This is a genomic window from Candidatus Polarisedimenticolia bacterium (genome assembly GCA_036001465.1).
In the GTDB taxonomy this organism is placed as follows: domain Bacteria; phylum Acidobacteriota; class Polarisedimenticolia; order Gp22-AA2; family Gp22-AA2; genus Gp22-AA3.
On sequence record DASYUH010000105.1, the window covers coordinates 36,629 to 51,880 of the forward strand.

Sequence of the window (15,252 nt, forward strand, 5' to 3'; positions counted from 1 at the left end):
AGGCACTGTTTTGATGAGGCCTCGACGACGAGGGAATGATGCGCAGCTTGGATCGCGCGGAATGGCGGATCGAAAACAGATGACCTGGCGGCACAGGGCACCTCTTCGATGGAATGGTCGTCACCTTACTCCAGGCCCATCCCCCCTTGTCAAGACCCCCTGGAGCAATTCTTGAGGCGTCAGTTGATCAATCCGCGATACCGCCCTCCTGGCGCCGGCGCGGCGGAGCGCGCGCGCCTGAAAGGTCGTCGCGACGCCGATGACCGCGAGACCGGCGGCCCGCGCCGCCTGTATCCCCCCGGGAGAGTCCTCGATCGCCACGCAGCCACCCCCGCGGGGCAGTCCCAGCCGGCGCAGGGCGAGCCGGTAGCCGTCGGGGGCTGGCTTGGGCCGCCTGACATCCTCCGCCGCCACGATCACGCGGAATGCGCCTTCCAGGCGGGCCCGACGCAGGACCGCGCGGATCTCGATCCGGGTCGCCCCCGAGACGATGGCCACCGGGACGCGGCGGGCCACCTCGCGCACCAGCCGCACGGCGCGCGCGCCGATGCGGACCCCTGCCGCCAGGCGGCGGTAGGCGCCCCGTTTCTCGCGCAACAGCCTCGTCAGGGGAAGGTTCGTCCGCCCCGCGTCCTTCAGGATGGCTTCGAGCGCCGTGCGGTCGTCGAAGACCAGATAGCGCGCGTTGTAGCGGGCGCGGGGCAAAGCGATTCCGTATTGCCACACCACCTGCCGGAAGGCGCGCCAGTGGTACGTCTCGTCGTCCACCAGCACGCCGTTGAAGTCGAACAGGACGGCGCGCGCGGCGGCCTCCCTGCCGGCGCCCGGACCCCGACGCGCTCCGCCGTCGCGCGCCTCGACCGACCGGCGGTGCGCCTCCAGTCCCTCCAGCCGGGCGAGGTGGCGCGCCGCCGGCGCCAGGCGCCGGGCCCCGGAGGCGGAGACCTGCTGCACGGTCGTCACCCTGAGAAAGCGCAGGACGGACAGGCCGCCGGTCGCGCGGGCCCCTCCCGCCGTCGGCAGGATGTGGTTCGGTCCGGCGACGTAGTCGCCGAAGGCCACGGCCGAGAATCCCCCCAGGAAGAGGGAGCCGTAGTTGTGCAGCAGCGGCACGAGCCGCCGCGGCGAGGCGGTCTGGATCGACAGGTGCTCCGGGGCGACGCGGTCCGCCTGGCGGCAGGCCTCCTCGATCGACCGGCACGAGCGCACGCGCAGGTTCCGGAGGGCCGCGGTCGCCGCATCCCGGTTCGGGCTGCCGGCCGGCAGGAGGCGGGTCAGCCGGCGGATCGCGCGCAGGAACCTGCCGGCCACGCCAGCCCCCAGGACGACCAGCCAGAGACGCGCATCCGGGTCGTGCTCCGCCTGAGCCAGGAGGTCGGACGCCGCCCAGTCGGGGTCGGCCGTCCTGTCCGCGATCACCAGGAGCTCGCTAGGGCCGGCATGGAAATCGATCCCGACCCGGCCGGCCACCAGGCGCTTGGCGGCGGCGACGTAGCGGTTGCCGGGACCGACGATCAGGTCGACCGTTGGGACGGTGCGGGTGCCGAACGCCATGGCGGCGATCGCCTGCGCTCCGCCGACGGCGAACACCCGGTCCACGCCGGCCACCTCCGCCGCCGCCAGGATCTCCGGGGCCGGGAGGCCGTCCCGACCCGGCGGCGTGCAGAGGACCACGCGGCGGCAGCCGGCGACGCGCGCCGGCACGGCCCCCATCAGGACGGTCGAGCAGAGGGGATGCCGGCCGCCGGGCACGTACACCCCGACGCTGTCGATCGGCACGAGACGTTGCTCCAAGTTGATCCCCTTTTCCCGGTGCCGGAAGGGGCGGAGGGAACGCTTCTGCATGCGGGCGAAGGCGGCGATCCGGCGCGCCGCCAGCCGCAGCGCCGCCCGGGTCGCCGCATCCACGCTTCGAGCGCCCCGGCGCCGTTCGGCGGCGGAGACTTCGATCGACGCGCGGCCGGCGCCGTCGAACCGGCGCGTCAGGCGGCGCAGGGCCGCGTCCCCCTCGAGGCGCACCTGCTCGAGAATCCGCGCCACGGCCCGGTCGGGCGCCTCCCTCATCGGTGCCGTCCCCGCAGCTCCGCCTCGACCTCGTCGAGCCCGATCCCCTCCGCCTCCATCAGCACGGTGGCGTGATAGAAGAGATCGGCCAGCTCCCAGACGAGGTTTCCCCGGTCGGACGCGGAGGCGACCTCGTCCGCCTCCTCGCGCACCTTGGCCCGCAGCAGCCCCGGATCGGCAAGCAGCCGCGCCGTGTAGGAGCCGGGCGAGGCGCCGGCCGGCTCGCGGCCCGCATCCCCGGCCGCGCGGCGCGACCCGGCGGCGAGGCGCGACCCGAGGACGTGGCGCGAGGCGACGATGCGGCGCAGCGCCCGGATGTCGAAGCCCGCTCCCTCGCCGAAGCAGGTCGGCCGGCCGGAGTGGCAGGCCGGACCCGTCTGCCGCACGGTGAAGAGCAGGGCGTCGGCGTCGCAGTCGTAGCGCACTCGCAGGAGCTCCTGCGTGTGGCCGGAGGTCTCCCCTTTGCGCCACAGCGCCCGGCGCGACCGGGAGTGGTAGACCCCCCGTCTCTCGGCGAGCGCGGCGCGCAGCGACTCCACCGTGCTCCAGGCCAGCATCAGGACGCTTCCGTCCTGGTCGCGGGCGATGGTCGGGAGCGGACCGCGCGTCCAGTCCGGCAGGCTCGCCGTCGCCTCGTCGAGATCGAGGCGCCCCGTGTACAGCGCCATGCCGACCTGCACGTCGACGCCCAGGCGATGCAGCCCCCGCACGTCCTCGATGTCCCTCACTCCCCCGGCCACGGTCAGCGGGAGGGAGGTCGACCTCTGCAGCTCGCGCACGGGATCGAGGGGCGTTCCCTCGAGCGTCCCCTCGACCTCCACCTGGGTGAACAGGAACCCGGAGCAGTAGGCCTCCAGGCGCCGCGCCCGATCGCACGGGGTCTCTCCCGTGTCGCGCCGCCATCCCTGGTCGACCGTGCGGCCCTGGCGCGCGTCGAGCGCCACCATCAGCCAGTCGGGCGGGAAGCGCTGCAGGAATCCGGGTTCGGCCGCCGTCCCGAGGATGACGCGGGTGGCCCCCGCCTTGATCAGGTCGACGACGTCCGCTTCGCGTCGGACCCCCCCGCCGACGCGGCAGGGGGCGGCGCGGCACAGGCGCCGCACCAGCTCGCGGTTGTCGTCGCGACCGAACGCGGCGTCGAGATCGACGACCGCGACCTCGCCATGGAAGGCGAAACGCCGGGCCAGGTCGAGCGGGTCCTCGGACGACTCGAGGAGGCGCTCCGTGCCGCGGCGCAGCTGCACCGCGCGCCCCCCCATCAGGTCGATGCTCGGGATGATCATGGTCTGGCTCGCGCCCGGGCGGTCGATCTCACAGCCGCACCCTGACGCCGGCGAGACGCAGGGCCTCCTTCGCATGCCTGATCGACACGCTCCCGTCGTGGAACATGGAGGCCGCGAGCGCCGCGTCGGCTTCTCCCTCCCGAAGGACACGAGCCATGTCGAGGGGCGTGCCGGCGCCCCCCGAGGCGATGACCGGAAGGCGCACGGCGCGGGCCACCCGGCGCGTCAGATCCGTATCGTAGCCCCCCCGCGTCCCGTCCGCGTCCATGGCGTTCAGGAGGATCTCCCCCGCCCCCAGGCGCTCCGCCTCGCGGGCCCACTGGACGGCGTCCATGCCTGTGCCGCGCCGCCCGCCGTGGGTGGTGGCTTCGAAGCCGGCGTTCCGGCGGCGGGCATCGATCGACACGACGACGAACTGGCTGCCGAAGGCGGCGGCCGCCCGCGCGATCAACGCTGGATCCTCCCAGGCGGCCGTGCCGATCGACACCCGATCGGCGCCGGCCAGGAGCAGCGCGCGCATCTCCTCGACCGTGCGGATGCCGCCGCCGACCGTGAACGGCACCGTCAGTCGCGCGGCCACCCGTCCGACGAGATCCAGGAGCGGCCAGCGCTCCTCCTGCGATGCCGACACGTCGAGCAGGCAGACCTCGTCGGCCCCGTCCCGATCGTACGCGCCTGCCCTCTCGACCGGATCGCCGGCGTCCCTCAGATCCCGGAACTTGACCCCCTTCACGACGCGTCCATTCTTGATGTCGAGGCAGGGAATGACCCGGCGAAGCCGGCCGCCGGCGGTCGGATGTCCCGCGAGAGCGGAGCGCGCCGTGGCGCCGGTCGCCGCGATGTCTCGTGCCGTGACCGGCGCTCCGCTGCGGGCAGGGGCCAGGGCCGCGAAGCGGGCCAGGATCCGGCGGCCGCACTCCGAGCTCTTCTCGGGATGGAATTGCGCGCCCCAGGTCGCGCCGCGGGCGACCGCGGCCGCGAACGGCGCGGGCCCCAGGGTCAGGGCGGCGGCGCGTTCGTCGTCCGGCGTCACGGCGTAGGTGTGCGCGAAATAGGCGTCGAAGCGCTCCGGCATCTCTTCGAAGAGCGTCCCGGGCCCCCGGAGGAGGGGCGCGACCGCCGCCCAGCCGATGTGCGGCAGCGGCCGCATCGCAAGGCGCCGCACGCGACCCGGCAGGAGGCCGAGGCCCGCATCGTCCGGATCCTCGTCGCTCGCCTCGAACAGCAGGTGCATCCCGAGGCAGATGCCCAGGAACGGCCGCCCGGAGAGGGCGAATTCGCGCAAGGGCCCGGCGAGCCCCGTCTCCCGGAGGCGCCGCGCGGCGGGCCCGAACCGCCCGACCCCCGGCAGGATCAGCCGCGCCACCCCCTCGAGATCGGCCGGACCGGCAACCGGCCTCCACGGGGCCTCGAGACGATCGAGCGCCGCCTGGACATTTCTCAGGTTGCCCGCGCCATAGTCCACCACCCCGATCATTCGAGCCTCCCCTTCGTGCTCGGGACGAGGCCGCGATAGCGGCCGTCCCGGCTCGCGGCCAGCTTCACCGACTTGCCGACCGCCTTGAAGATCGCCTCGGCCTTGTGATGATCGTTCCATCCGTACGGCAGGACGACGTGCAGGTCGGCCATCAGGCCGCGCGTCAGCCCGCGCAGGAATTCCGGGATGGTGTCGGTCTCGAGATCGCCCACCCGGACGCGCCGGAAGCGGGCCCTCAGGACGAGGGACGGCCGGCCGCCGAGGTCGAGCGCCGCCAGGGCCAGCGACTCCTCCATCGGGAAGGCGAAGTACCCCGTCCTCTCGATCCCCTTGCGGTCCCCCAGCGCCCGGCGCAGGGCCTGCCCGAGCACGATGCCGCAGTCCTCCACCAGGTGGTGCTGGTCGACGTGCAGGTCCCCCCGCGCCTCGACCTCGAGATCGAGCCCGCCGTGCAGCGCCAGCGCCGTCAGCATGTGGTCGAAGAAGCCGATGCCGGTCCGGACCCGGACGCGGCCGCGTCCCTCGATCGCCAGGGCGAGACGGATGTCGGTCTCCTTCGTCGTGCGGCGCAGGCGGGCGGTGCGTCTTCTCATCGCGCCTCCTCCCCGCCTGCTCCGGCGGTCTCCCTCGCCTCGGCCAGCGCGGGGGCGAGGGCCGCCAGGAACGCGCCGACCTGCTCCCGCGTCCCGACCCCGATGCGCAGCGTGCCGCGCAGGAGCGGATGATCGCTCCGATCCCGCACCAGGACACCGCGGGACCGCAGCGCTTCGCGGATGGCGGGCGCCCGCTCTCCGAAGCGCGCCACGAGAAAATTGGCGGCGCTCGGATAGGTCGGGATGTCGAGCGCGCGCAGCGCCGCCTCGAGGTCCCCCCGCGCGGCGCGCACCTCGGCGGCGTAGCGCGTCATCCAGGCCTCGTCCTCGAGCGCCGCCGTCAGGGCCAGCAGGGCGATGGAGTTGACCGCGTAAGGCGATCGCATGCGCGCCACCCAGCGCAGCGTCGCCCGGTCCCCCAGGAGGACGCCGGCGCGCAGCCCGGCGAGGCCGTAGGCCTTGGAAAACGTCCGGGCGACGATCAGGTTCGGCAGGCGGCCGAGCGCGGCGACCGACGAGTGGCCGGCGAACTCGGCGTACGCCTCGTCGGCGAGGACGATGGCCTCGGGGCAGGCCGCCGCCAGCTCCTCGACGAACCCCGCGGGAGCCGGCGCGCCGGTCGGATTGTGCGGATTCCCCACGATGACGAGCCGGCAGCCGGCGGCCGCCGCCCGAAGCCGAGCCGCCGGGAACGACAGGTCCTGGTTGCAGTCCACGCTCACGATGTCCGCTCCGGCGAGCGTCGCGTAGAACCGATGCATCGCGTAGCCCGGATCGACGAGGACCACCTTGTCTCCGGCCCGCACGAAACAGTCGCACACGAGGCGGATCCCTTCGTCGACTCCGGAGGTCAGGACGAGTTCGAGCTCCGACCGCCGGTCGAGACCGAAATGGCCCGCCACCGCGGCGCGCGCCTCGGTCTCGTCCGGGTAGAGGGAGATGTCCTCGATCGCGATGCGGCGAAGCCGCTCGAGCACCCGGGGGGAAGGCCCGAGCAGGCTCTCGTTGAAGTCGAGCCGCAGGAATTCCTGCCGCCCCGCGGCCGGCACCGTGTAGGGCTTCAGGCGCGCCACGTCGGGCGTCGGATCGGGGGGGCTCACGGGATCCTTCTCCCGGCGGCGCCCGCTCACGGGATCACCTTCTCGAGGGCGCAGGCGATGAGATCGGTCGCGCCGGCCTGCCGCAGGCGCAGGATCACGCCCGGCAGCCCGTCGCGCGGCACCGCCGCCTTCACGGCGTACCCCTGGCCGCCGTAGAGCTCCTGGATGGTCGGCGACTTCATCGCCGGCAGCACGTCCACGACCGCCGCCAGCCTGTCGCGCGCCACGTTCATCTCCAAAAGGACGCGCCGCCGCCCCTCGAGCGCCGCCTGCATCATGGTCCGGAGCATCTCGATGCGCTCCGCCTTCGCCCCGTCGTCCAGCGCGGCGCGCGACGCGACGAAGCGGGTGGACGATTTCAGGACCTCGTCCACCACGACGAGGTGGTTCTCGCGCAGGGTCGTGCCGGTCGCGACGAGGTCGAGGATCATGTCGGCGTCCTCGGGAGGAAAGACCTCCGTCGCGCCGAAGGTGCGGATGAACACGCAGGGCACGCCCCGCCCGTCGAGGTACCGGCGCGTGATCGTCTCGTACTCCGACGCGACGATGAGCGGACGGCCGGGGGGCGCCTCGCCGGGTCGCAATCCGGCCGGCGCGAGCGCCTCGGCGGCGCCCGTCTCGGGGACCGCCGCGACCAGGGTCACCGGGTCGAGGCCGGTGTCGAGCACCTGGACCACGTCGGCGCCGCTCTCCACGACCCAGTCGTGGCCGGTGAAGCCGCAGTCGTGCGCCCCGATCTCGATGAGCCTCGGAATGTTCTGGGGCTTCAGGTACTTCGCCTCGATTCCCGTCTCGGCGACCTGCGGGCGGTACGATCGCCCGTTGCTGCGGACCGGGAGGCCGGCGGCGGCGAGGAGCTTGACGACTTCGTCGGTGATCCTTCCCTTCGGAAGGGCCAATCTGAGCATCGGTGGCATCGTGCTTCATCCATCGGCCGTGCCGGGGCCGGACGTGGCGCCACTCGATTCGGGTCCGGCCGGCTGAGAAAGGTCAGCGGGCGATCGGAGGTGTGATCTTGACGGGGTGTTGTGTATGCGTCCGGGCGGGAGGGAGGACTACCGTGAGTGGCGGCCGGTCATCTCCCTCGGTGCGCGGACGCACCGATGGGCGTGGCGATGACCGTGATGAAACCTGTTCCGGATTGCGGCACGCGCCGTCACTCGTGTCATGGCCGAGGGAGAGTACGGCGAGGTTGACGGGAAGTCAACCAGGACTTGCGGTCCGGGACTTGCGGCCCGACTTGCGGTCCGGGGCCTTTCCGGACGGCCAGCGGGACACCGCCGGAGGTCACCAGGTCCGGCGCAGCGGATGCGCCTCGGTCGTGAAGACGACTTTCTCGGGGTCGATGTCGTCCTGCGGCGCGAAGAGCAGGTGGAAATACTTGAGCGTCTCGGCGAGAAAATAGCTCGGCATCAGGTCGCCCTGCCTTTTCGTGTTGACGTCCTCGAGGACCGCATAGCCGGCCTCGGTCCGGCAGTGCGTCACGATGGCGTCGAAGAAGACCCGGCCCATGTCGAGGTAGCGCGGATCGCCCGTGGCCCGGTGCAGGGACCAGGCCGATTCGACGATCTCGGGGCGCAACGGGTACGCCGGGTGGGTCGCGCGCATGGCGACGTAGTCGAAGCCGTCCGGCTCCACACCCGCCGCGCTCCACATGCTGAAGGCGGAGTCCTGCAGCCGCCGCGCCCGATCGAGGTCGCCGGCGAGGGCCAGGACGGCCGGGAAGAACGCCTCGAGCGCGCCGAATTCTCTGGCCGTGCGCCGGCCGGACGTCATGTCGACCGGTCCGTACCAGAGTCCTGTGGGCGTCTCGTCCGCGACGTGCCGGTTCAGAGCCGCGATGCTCTCTCGCCACATCCGGCCGCACTCCTCGTCGTCGAACAGCCGCCAGCACTTCAGGAGATATTCGTAGTAGGAGTCGATGCGCGCGCCGACGTGGCTCGAGGGGCTGACCCAGCGACCCGACTCGACGTCGATCACCTCCCCCACCAGGCCGATCGGGGATCGGCGTTCGAACAGCCGGGTCAGCGCATGCTTCGCCTTGTCGTAATAGACACTCTTGCCGGTGAGCCGGGCCAGGGTGCCGAACTCCAGCAGGAGGGTACCGATTTCCGCGGGGTTGCTCTCGGCGCCGCTCGTTTCCCCCGTCTTGAGGTTCACGTACACGTAGGGCATGCCCGTCGGCGAATCGAAGACCGGCAGGAGACGGCGACCCAGGTCGTCGGCGAGCGCCAGCAGGCGGGGGTCGCTCATCATCTGGCTGGCGGACAGCAGCCCGCCGAGGACCCGGATGGTGATCTCGAAGTTCTTGACCGAGATGTCCTTGTCGAAGGAGAGGTTCTCCACGATGTACGCCCTGGTGCGCTCGGCCTCCTCCCTGTCACCGAGGAGCAGCAGCGTGTCGAGAGCGTCCACCGGCGTGATCAGGAGCGGCCGGGAATACCAGTCATGCGCCTCCCGGCTCAGGGGTTTCAGCTCGTCGTGGCCCCAGGCGTACCGCTTGTAGCCCTCCCACGCGTGGCGGAACTCTTCCCGCACGCGGCCGGCCATGGCCTTCCGCTCCGCGCCCCGCCATTCCCGAGCCGCCGTGCCGGTCGGCGCGGCCGTGCAGCCGCTGAGCGCCACGACTCCAAGCATCGCCAGACGACGCATGCGACCGTCCCTCGGTCCCACCCGCCGCCCACGATACAACAGAGCCCAGTCGATGGCGCGGTGGGAGCCCGCAGTCGTACTTGAGTCTGAGGATCTCTCGCAATCGTCTCATCGGTAGTCTCAAGGACGGCATGCCGTGGCTCCCTCCTTCGAGGGACCCACTGTGTCTTCCTACTTGGCATCGTTGAGATCGATAGCACCGAGCGCCAGGACTTTGGTGTCTTTGAACGTGGCCTGACACCACCGCTCGTCGCAACGATTGAAGACGCGGTACGCTTGGACAACGTGCCCACGCGGGCCGGCATGGCTATCGGCGAGGTTGAACAGCACACCGATGACAGTCTCGACGCCGGCGGCATGGTCACTATAAAGGTCATCAGGAACGCGGCCCTGTCGCGACGACCGCCAGCTCTCACCACGCGCCTTCAGAAGCTCTTTGCCCCGTGATGACTGACCGGACGCAGAGACAATAGGGTTGCTGCTCGCCGCATCCGATAACGCCGCGATCCGTAACCCTGGCCCTCCGCTCCTCGCTCCGGGCCAGGGTCGAGCGCCGCGCGCCACACAGACCGTAGCGCGCGTCGTACGGAACAGGCGTTATCCGACGCGGCCCCCGGGGCACAGGCCGCGCCGGCCGCACTCCACCGTTAAAGAAGTGAACGCTCCCATCGCCGCGCCGCGCGACCGTCACGGCCCGTGCGTCCGGGTCGCAGCGGCGTCTTTGCAGTTCCCCCCTGGCGCCGGCCTGCGGCACGCCCCCCAGCGGGCCGCTGGGGGGCTCGGCGCCCGACGTCTCGAACTCGCCTCGATGACGACGCCGTTGCTCTTTCCTTCGATGAGTAGTTGATCTTGTTCGCCGGTGCGGCGCGCGGTTGAGCGCGAGCCCCCCGGCGGCCCGCCGGGGGGCGGGCCGAAGGCCGCGCAAGGGGGGCAGTGCATCATGCTCGCTGCGCCCCGCACGCAACGACCGTGACGGCCGCACGGATCAGGTTGTCGAGGAGATCAGATCAGCGAAGAGAAGTGCGGCCGGCGCGGGCGTTGCCGCGGGGTCCGCGTCTCGCCCAAGCGCGCCTTATGCCGCGTGGTCCCGGAGCGCTCCGCGCGGAGGGCCACGTCGGCATAAGTCCCGCTTGGCGAGCATGGACAGCAGCCCACCGATCTAATGGGGGCCACAGATCCGAGCATAATCCGCAGCGATCTCCCGGACGCTCAGATCGGGATCCTGAACAAGATCATTGAGTTTCTTGCAAGCGATCGACGTACCGATCCGAATTAGACCCTTCACTGCATTCATACGCACTAGTGGGTCAGGGTCCTCTAGGCGATCCATCAACACCTGAGCATCTCGAGTTCCTCCGCACCTAGATAACCAGAATACCGCGCCATTACGGACATCGTCGTCCTGGTCCATCATGGCTCTGATTACTTCATCCTGGGATGTCGGACTACAATACTTTGCAAGGGATGAAAGTGCCCGTGCTCGCAACTGCGCATCGGGGCGCATCGCAAGGTCTTCTAAAAGGGGAATTGACCTCGGGTCACCTAAAGCACCCAGCGCTGTCGCAATGGATGCTAAAGGCTCATCTGAGCTTTGACGTGCAAGCTTCTGAAGCTCTTGAAAAGCACCTGCACCTCCAAGCTCCCCAAGAGCAAGACAGGCCGTGTCTTTGATGAAATTTGCGCCCTTCAGGCGGTCGTCAATGTACAGAAACCTGACCAGGTGTGTTCGCCCCGCGTTAATGCGGTGCTCACCAACCACGTCCAAGATCGACGTTATGAGGCCTGCAGGATGAGAATCCCAATTCTGGAGCTTCTCATCGAGGAGTCTCAGCGCCTTCCTCGTTGATCCTGGCGTCTGTGCTTTCTGAAACGCTCTTACGTCCTCCCATACCGCCGGGTCGTCTTCGTCCAGTCTCATGGCATGATCGGTCTCTTGGCCCTCCGAGATTAACTTACCCTTCTCCTCGGAGCACCGGTTGACCCACACACCATAGAAGCAGGGAGCCACGGTGAGAGCACCAAACAACAATGCTGGTGCCCACCTAGGACGCATCGACAGAAACCGAGTTTCTAGACACCCCCACATCTCTGCCGTGAGGCAACGGCACCTTCACGCTGAATTTGTTGAGAAGCTTCATCATCGATCCTCCTTCTTGCTTGTCGTGCTGATCCTGACCAAGTTACGCAAGGCCATTCATCCATTCTAGACACGATCGGCCTTTAACTATTTACCGGTTACTTTGCGTTCATTCGGATGCCGGGATCGCCACTCTGCTTCACCAGCCGCCATCCAGGCCCCAAGACCGTGTGCGAAACCCTCGAACGACCTAAACTGAGATGTTTGACCTTGACCACCCATTAATGCTTGGTCAGCCGATCCACCACATTGATCGTCCTGATCATTACGATAGTCAATTTGGATTGATCTCTCGACAGCCTCGCTTTGTCGATCTCCCTCTTCGCCAGGCCCTTCGCCCCTCTTACCATGCTCGGCCATATTGTGCCCCTCATGATATTCGTCCCGCATAATGGAGCGTAATCGGTGGAGTAACGCGCCTGCTTCGGATGAGTAGATAACCGCGTTCGATCAAGGCACGGCTGAGGGCGACGCGGTCGATGGACGCCCGGAGCCAGTGTGAACGAAGCTTCCATGAAGGGATCTGGCGCTCGGCGCATTCGCGTTCTCTGTGGTGATCATACGCCGAGCGGAACAGCCGTGCATCGTTTTCGGTGATGGGAGTGCGGGCTTCCCACGCCGCCTCGGGCGTGGGGCCGCCCAGTCCCCAAGGGTGTGCCGTGTCGTTCGCCTGGCGACGCGCAGCGGCGACATCATCGCAGGTCCATTGCCCGGTCCGGTCGTGTCGCGCCGACTGGTAGAAGGCGCGCACCTCGAGCGAGCCGATACCGGCCTCGACACTCCCGTTGTAGGCCGGCGTGCCCGGAGGAGAGAACAGGGCGAACACGCGGTGTTCCCGGAGCAACGTCCCGACCTCCCACGAGAGGAAGGCGGATCCGTTGTCCATCTTGATCACCAGGGGCCGGCCCTCGTGCTCGAAGAGCATGCGCAACGCGTCCACGACGACCCGGGCGCCCTCGCCCTCGCACGGCATGGCCAGCATCTGCCGGCCGCTGGCCAGGTCACGCACCAGAAGCAGATAGCGATACTGTCCGTCGATCGGCGCGGGCGGTTCGGTGAAGTCCATGGCCCACACCGTGCCGGGACGGGTCCAGCGCAGGGTATGAACGAGCCACCGCCTGCGTCGCCGGTACACCGACCGGCAACGCTCGAGGAGATGGTCGAGTTCGGCCCGGGCTACCTGGGGGAACAGGTCCCGCAGGGCCGCCAGGCTGGCGTGCGGCCCCATCAGCGAGAAGACCCCCAGGATGTCCGCGCGGGTCTCGCGGTCGAGGTCCTCGACCGGCCGGCCGCGCGGCCTCAACGTCATGCGGTCCTCTTTCCAGCGACGCATCCAGCGCGAGAGCGCCGACAACGACAGGGCCAGGCGGCGGGCGCTGGCCGACCGGGTCTCGCCATGGCACTCCAGCCAGCGAGCGAACGCGACGGCGGAACGCCGCGCGGTGCGCTCCGCCTGGCGCGCTCGCCGCTGACGCCTCGGCCCGCGCCGCCGGCGATCCCGCCGACTCTCCGTCTGGTCCTGCACGATGCTCTCCAGTCGTCCGACGTGCCGCCTCAACCGCCGCTGCCAGGCGCTGCAGGCCCTGTTGGCTTCTTCCGGCGCCGGGAGTTTTTTTTACTCCGGAACAGCTCCGGCATCGCCAGCGCCAACTCGGTGCGCACCAGCGCCGCCTGCAGATCCACTTCCAGCTCCTGGATGCGACCTTCCAGTTCTTTCTCCCGCGCGGTCCTGGTCTCCGCCGTCGCCGGCCGCCCAGCCGGCTTCGGCATCAACGCCCCCAGCGCACCCTCCAGAGCCTCCCGCCTGAGCTCGTGCAGCCGCGACTCACTGACTCCAAGCTCTTCGCACGCCTGCGCCACGCTCACCCGGCCGGACAGAGTGTCCAGGAGAACCCGCAGCCGGCGCTTGAGGTCCTCCGGCCCCTCCAATCGATCCACGTGCCCCACGCCTTCGGGCGGCCGGCTCATCGGTTCGACTCTGGTGCGGCCGCTGTCGGTCCCGACTCCGGTGCCGGCGCCCGCAACAAGGCCATCGCCTTCACCGCCCTCACTTGCGGCCGGCGCCGCCGGCGCTTGTCTCCCTTCCCCTTGTCCCGCGACGGCGGGGGCGGCAGCCCCATCGTCCGCTGCGCCGCACGCACCAGCGCCTGCAACCGCCCCATCTCCCGCTGCAGCCTCGCCTTCTCCCGCCCCGCCTCTTGCAGCGCGTCCTCGGGCCGCCGTCTCTTTCCCTTCGGCCGCGGCTGAAGCGCCTGCACCATCCCCTCCAGCGCCCGCCGCTCCAGCACGTAGTACCGCATCGCCGAGACCCCCAAAGCCTCCGAGGCCTCCGTCGGCGTCCGCAGCCCCGCCAGCACCTCCAGGATCAATGCCGCGCTGCGCTTCGGCCCCGCGTCTCCTGTCAACGGCCGCGCTTGTGGCCGTATCCCCTTCGTGCTCATGCCTCACCTCCCTCGCCCTCCACAACCGGCGCTCTCCGGCCCGGCGCCGTCAGGTCCACCTCCTGCCGGCCACCTTCCGTCGTCTGCACCACCAGCTTCCCACCCTCCCCGTGCAGCGTGATCCCTGCTTCTCCCACACGCCCGGTCAGGTACACGCTCTGCCGCGGCGTCCCGTGACGCGCCACGTCCAGGGCGTTCGCCTCGACTCGCTTCTTCAGCGTCTCCAGAACCTGCGGCGCCGCCGAGAAGTACCGGTCCGCCGGCACCAGCCCCTCCAGGCCCTGGTGCGTCCTCTGGAAGTTGTAGTAGTCGATGTACAACCCGATCCGCCGGCGTGCATCGTCCAGGCCTTGGAACACCGCCTTCTCCACGCACTCCCGCCACAGCGTCCCCCAGAACCGCTCGATCTTCCCCAAGGTCTGCGGGTGCCGCGCCCGGGCCAAGAGCTGCCGGATCCCCCGACGCGCGCACAGCCGCGCGAACTCGCTCGTCCCACGCCACGTGTGATACTGCGGCCCCTGGTCCGTCAACACCTCCTCCGGCGCCCCGTAGTTCGCGATCGCCGCCTCCAACACCTCCCGCACCAGGCCCCCCGACGACGACCCGTACAGCCCATACCCCACGATGTACCGGCTGTGGTCGTCCATGAACCCCACCAGGTACAACCGCCGTCCCTCCCGCTTCAAAAGGAACGTGAACAGATCCGATTGCCACAGCTGGTTCGGCCTCGCCCGCTCGAACTCCCGCGGCTTGTCCGGGTGCCGCTCCGTCGCTCGCTCCTCGCTCTCGTACCCGGCCTCCCGCAGCACCCGCGCCACCGCCCCTGAACTCGCCGCGAACCCCTCCGAGCGCAACAGCATGTCGTGGATCCGATCGCACCCCCACTCCTCGTGCTGCCTCTTCATCATCAGGATCGCACGCTTCGTCGCCTCCGGCATCCGGCTCCCCGCAGGCGCTCCCCGCCGCTTCTCGTCCAGCCCCGCCGGCCCCAGGAGCTCGAAGCGCTTCTTCCAGGCGTACAACGTGTGCGCCGACACACCCGCGATCTTCCCGAACGCCCCGGCCGTCAGCTCCGACCTCCCCCAGGCATCCAGGATCAACAACCGCTGCTCGCCACTCAAGGACACCCCTTCCACGCCCGGCTGAGGCTCCTCCTCCACCACACGCCGTAGCGGTCCTCCCTTTCTCCGCCCCGTCAGGATCGGTGGCGCCGGCTCCTCTTCCGTCTCAGCTTCCGACACGGGCACCTCGTCCTCCGGCCCCTCGATCGCCGGCATCACCACCTCCCGTGTCGTGATCCCGGTTCCCGGCTCACCGAACAACCGCGGTGCTCGACGCTCTTCTTCGTCCCCAGTCTGCGACGCCAACTCCTCCGGGCGCACCTCGACCTCGTCGGACTCTCCATCGTTCCGCTCCCACATCCCGTCCTCCCGTTCGCGGCCTCCGGCCGCTCCAGGAAGCAGGAATTACTCCACCGATTTATCTCTTAAATGAAAGACGAATTT

Annotated in this window: 13 protein-coding genes; 1 reads left to right on the forward strand and 12 read right to left on the reverse strand. The window is 69.7% G+C overall.

Features of this window, described 5'->3' with window-relative positions; genetic code table 11:
* Positions 1–120 precede the first annotated feature (120 nt).
* The 7 genes from hisD to VGV60_18090 form a co-directional block, all read right to left on the reverse strand.
* Positions 121–2,064, reverse strand: coding sequence for a histidinol dehydrogenase (hisD, locus tag VGV60_18060; protein ID HEV8703179.1), 1,944 nt, complete (start codon positions 2,062–2,064; stop codon positions 121–123).
* Positions 2,061–3,347, reverse strand: a complete 1,287-nt coding sequence (gene hisE, locus VGV60_18065; GenBank protein ID HEV8703180.1) for a phosphoribosyl-ATP diphosphatase — start codon at positions 3,345–3,347, stop codon at positions 2,061–2,063. The genes hisD and hisE overlap by 4 nt, the downstream gene beginning before the upstream one ends.
* A 28-nt stretch (positions 3,348–3,375) precedes the next feature.
* The gene (gene hisF, locus VGV60_18070) at positions 3,376–4,824 is read right to left on the reverse strand and encodes an imidazole glycerol phosphate synthase subunit HisF (GenBank protein HEV8703181.1); all 1,449 of its coding nucleotides are present in this window, start codon (positions 4,822–4,824) and stop codon (positions 3,376–3,378) included.
* Positions 4,821–5,417 (reverse strand): imidazoleglycerol-phosphate dehydratase HisB, encoded by a 597-nt coding sequence (hisB, locus tag VGV60_18075; GenBank protein HEV8703182.1) that lies wholly within the window; start codon positions 5,415–5,417, stop codon positions 4,821–4,823. The genes hisF and hisB overlap by 4 nt, the downstream gene beginning before the upstream one ends.
* Positions 5,414–6,547, reverse strand: coding sequence for a histidinol-phosphate transaminase (locus VGV60_18080; GenBank protein ID HEV8703183.1), 1,134 nt, complete (start codon positions 6,545–6,547; stop codon positions 5,414–5,416). Before VGV60_18080 ends, hisB begins: the two co-directional genes overlap by 4 nt.
* The gene (gene hisG / locus VGV60_18085) at positions 6,544–7,425 is read right to left on the reverse strand and encodes an ATP phosphoribosyltransferase (protein ID HEV8703184.1); all 882 of its coding nucleotides are present in this window, start codon (positions 7,423–7,425) and stop codon (positions 6,544–6,546) included. Before hisG ends, VGV60_18080 begins: the two co-directional genes overlap by 4 nt.
* A gap of 379 nt (positions 7,426–7,804) precedes the next feature.
* Positions 7,805–9,169 carry a glycoside hydrolase family 47 protein gene (locus VGV60_18090; protein ID HEV8703185.1) on the reverse strand — a complete coding sequence of 455 codons (1,365 nt, stop codon included), beginning with the start codon at positions 9,167–9,169 and terminating at the stop codon, positions 7,805–7,807.
* A 276-nt stretch (positions 9,170–9,445) separates the two neighbouring features.
* Between VGV60_18090 and VGV60_18095 the strand changes: the two genes are divergently transcribed.
* Positions 9,446–9,616, forward strand: coding sequence for a hypothetical protein (locus tag VGV60_18095; GenBank protein HEV8703186.1), 171 nt, complete (start codon positions 9,446–9,448; stop codon positions 9,614–9,616).
* Positions 9,617–10,328: 712 nt separating this feature from the next.
* Here the strand turns inward: VGV60_18095 and VGV60_18100 are convergent.
* The 5 genes from VGV60_18100 to VGV60_18120 form a co-directional block, all read right to left on the reverse strand.
* Entirely contained in the window at positions 10,329–11,087 is a 759-nt protein-coding gene (locus VGV60_18100; protein ID HEV8703187.1) for a HEAT repeat domain-containing protein, read from the reverse strand.
* A gap of 589 nt (positions 11,088–11,676) precedes the next feature.
* Positions 11,677–12,660, reverse strand: a complete 984-nt coding sequence (locus tag VGV60_18105; GenBank protein HEV8703188.1) for a DDE-type integrase/transposase/recombinase — start codon at positions 12,658–12,660, stop codon at positions 11,677–11,679.
* Positions 12,661–12,860: 200 nt separating this feature from the next.
* The gene (locus VGV60_18110; protein HEV8703189.1) at positions 12,861–13,274 is read right to left on the reverse strand and encodes a helix-turn-helix domain-containing protein; all 414 of its coding nucleotides are present in this window, start codon (positions 13,272–13,274) and stop codon (positions 12,861–12,863) included.
* Positions 13,271–13,747 (reverse strand): hypothetical protein, encoded by a 477-nt coding sequence (locus tag VGV60_18115; GenBank protein ID HEV8703190.1) that lies wholly within the window; start codon positions 13,745–13,747, stop codon positions 13,271–13,273. The genes VGV60_18110 and VGV60_18115 overlap by 4 nt, the downstream gene beginning before the upstream one ends.
* A complete protein-coding gene (locus VGV60_18120; protein ID HEV8703191.1) occupies positions 13,744–15,168 on the reverse strand; it encodes an IS481 family transposase in 1,425 nt (474 codons plus the stop codon). Before VGV60_18120 ends, VGV60_18115 begins: the two co-directional genes overlap by 4 nt.
* Between the last annotated feature and the right edge of the window lie 84 nt (positions 15,169–15,252).

Excerpts from the sequence above, each read along its gene's own strand:
- hisG (HEV8703184.1), bottom strand. The coding sequence starts at position 7,425 with ATGCTCAGATTGGCCCTTCCGAAGGGAAGGATCACCGACGAAGTCGTC.
- hisF (HEV8703181.1), bottom strand. The coding sequence starts at position 4,824 with ATGATCGGGGTGGTGGACTATGGCGCGGGCAACCTGAGAAATGTCCAG.
- hisB (HEV8703182.1), bottom strand. The coding sequence starts at position 5,417 with ATGAGAAGACGCACCGCCCGCCTGCGCCGCACGACGAAGGAGACCGAC.
- hisE (HEV8703180.1), bottom strand. The coding sequence starts at position 3,347 with ATGATCATCCCGAGCATCGACCTGATGGGGGGGCGCGCGGTGCAGCTG.
- VGV60_18120 (HEV8703191.1), bottom strand. The coding sequence starts at position 15,168 with ATGTGGGAGCGGAACGATGGAGAGTCCGACGAGGTCGAGGTGCGCCCG.
- VGV60_18100 (HEV8703187.1), bottom strand. The coding sequence starts at position 11,087 with ATGAGACTGGACGAAGACGACCCGGCGGTATGGGAGGACGTAAGAGCG.
- VGV60_18090 (HEV8703185.1), bottom strand. The coding sequence starts at position 9,169 with ATGCGTCGTCTGGCGATGCTTGGAGTCGTGGCGCTCAGCGGCTGCACG.
- hisD (HEV8703179.1), bottom strand. The coding sequence starts at position 2,064 with ATGAGGGAGGCGCCCGACCGGGCCGTGGCGCGGATTCTCGAGCAGGTG.
- VGV60_18115 (HEV8703190.1), bottom strand. The coding sequence starts at position 13,747 with ATGAGCACGAAGGGGATACGGCCACAAGCGCGGCCGTTGACAGGAGAC.
- VGV60_18110 (HEV8703189.1), bottom strand. The coding sequence starts at position 13,274 with ATGAGCCGGCCGCCCGAAGGCGTGGGGCACGTGGATCGATTGGAGGGG.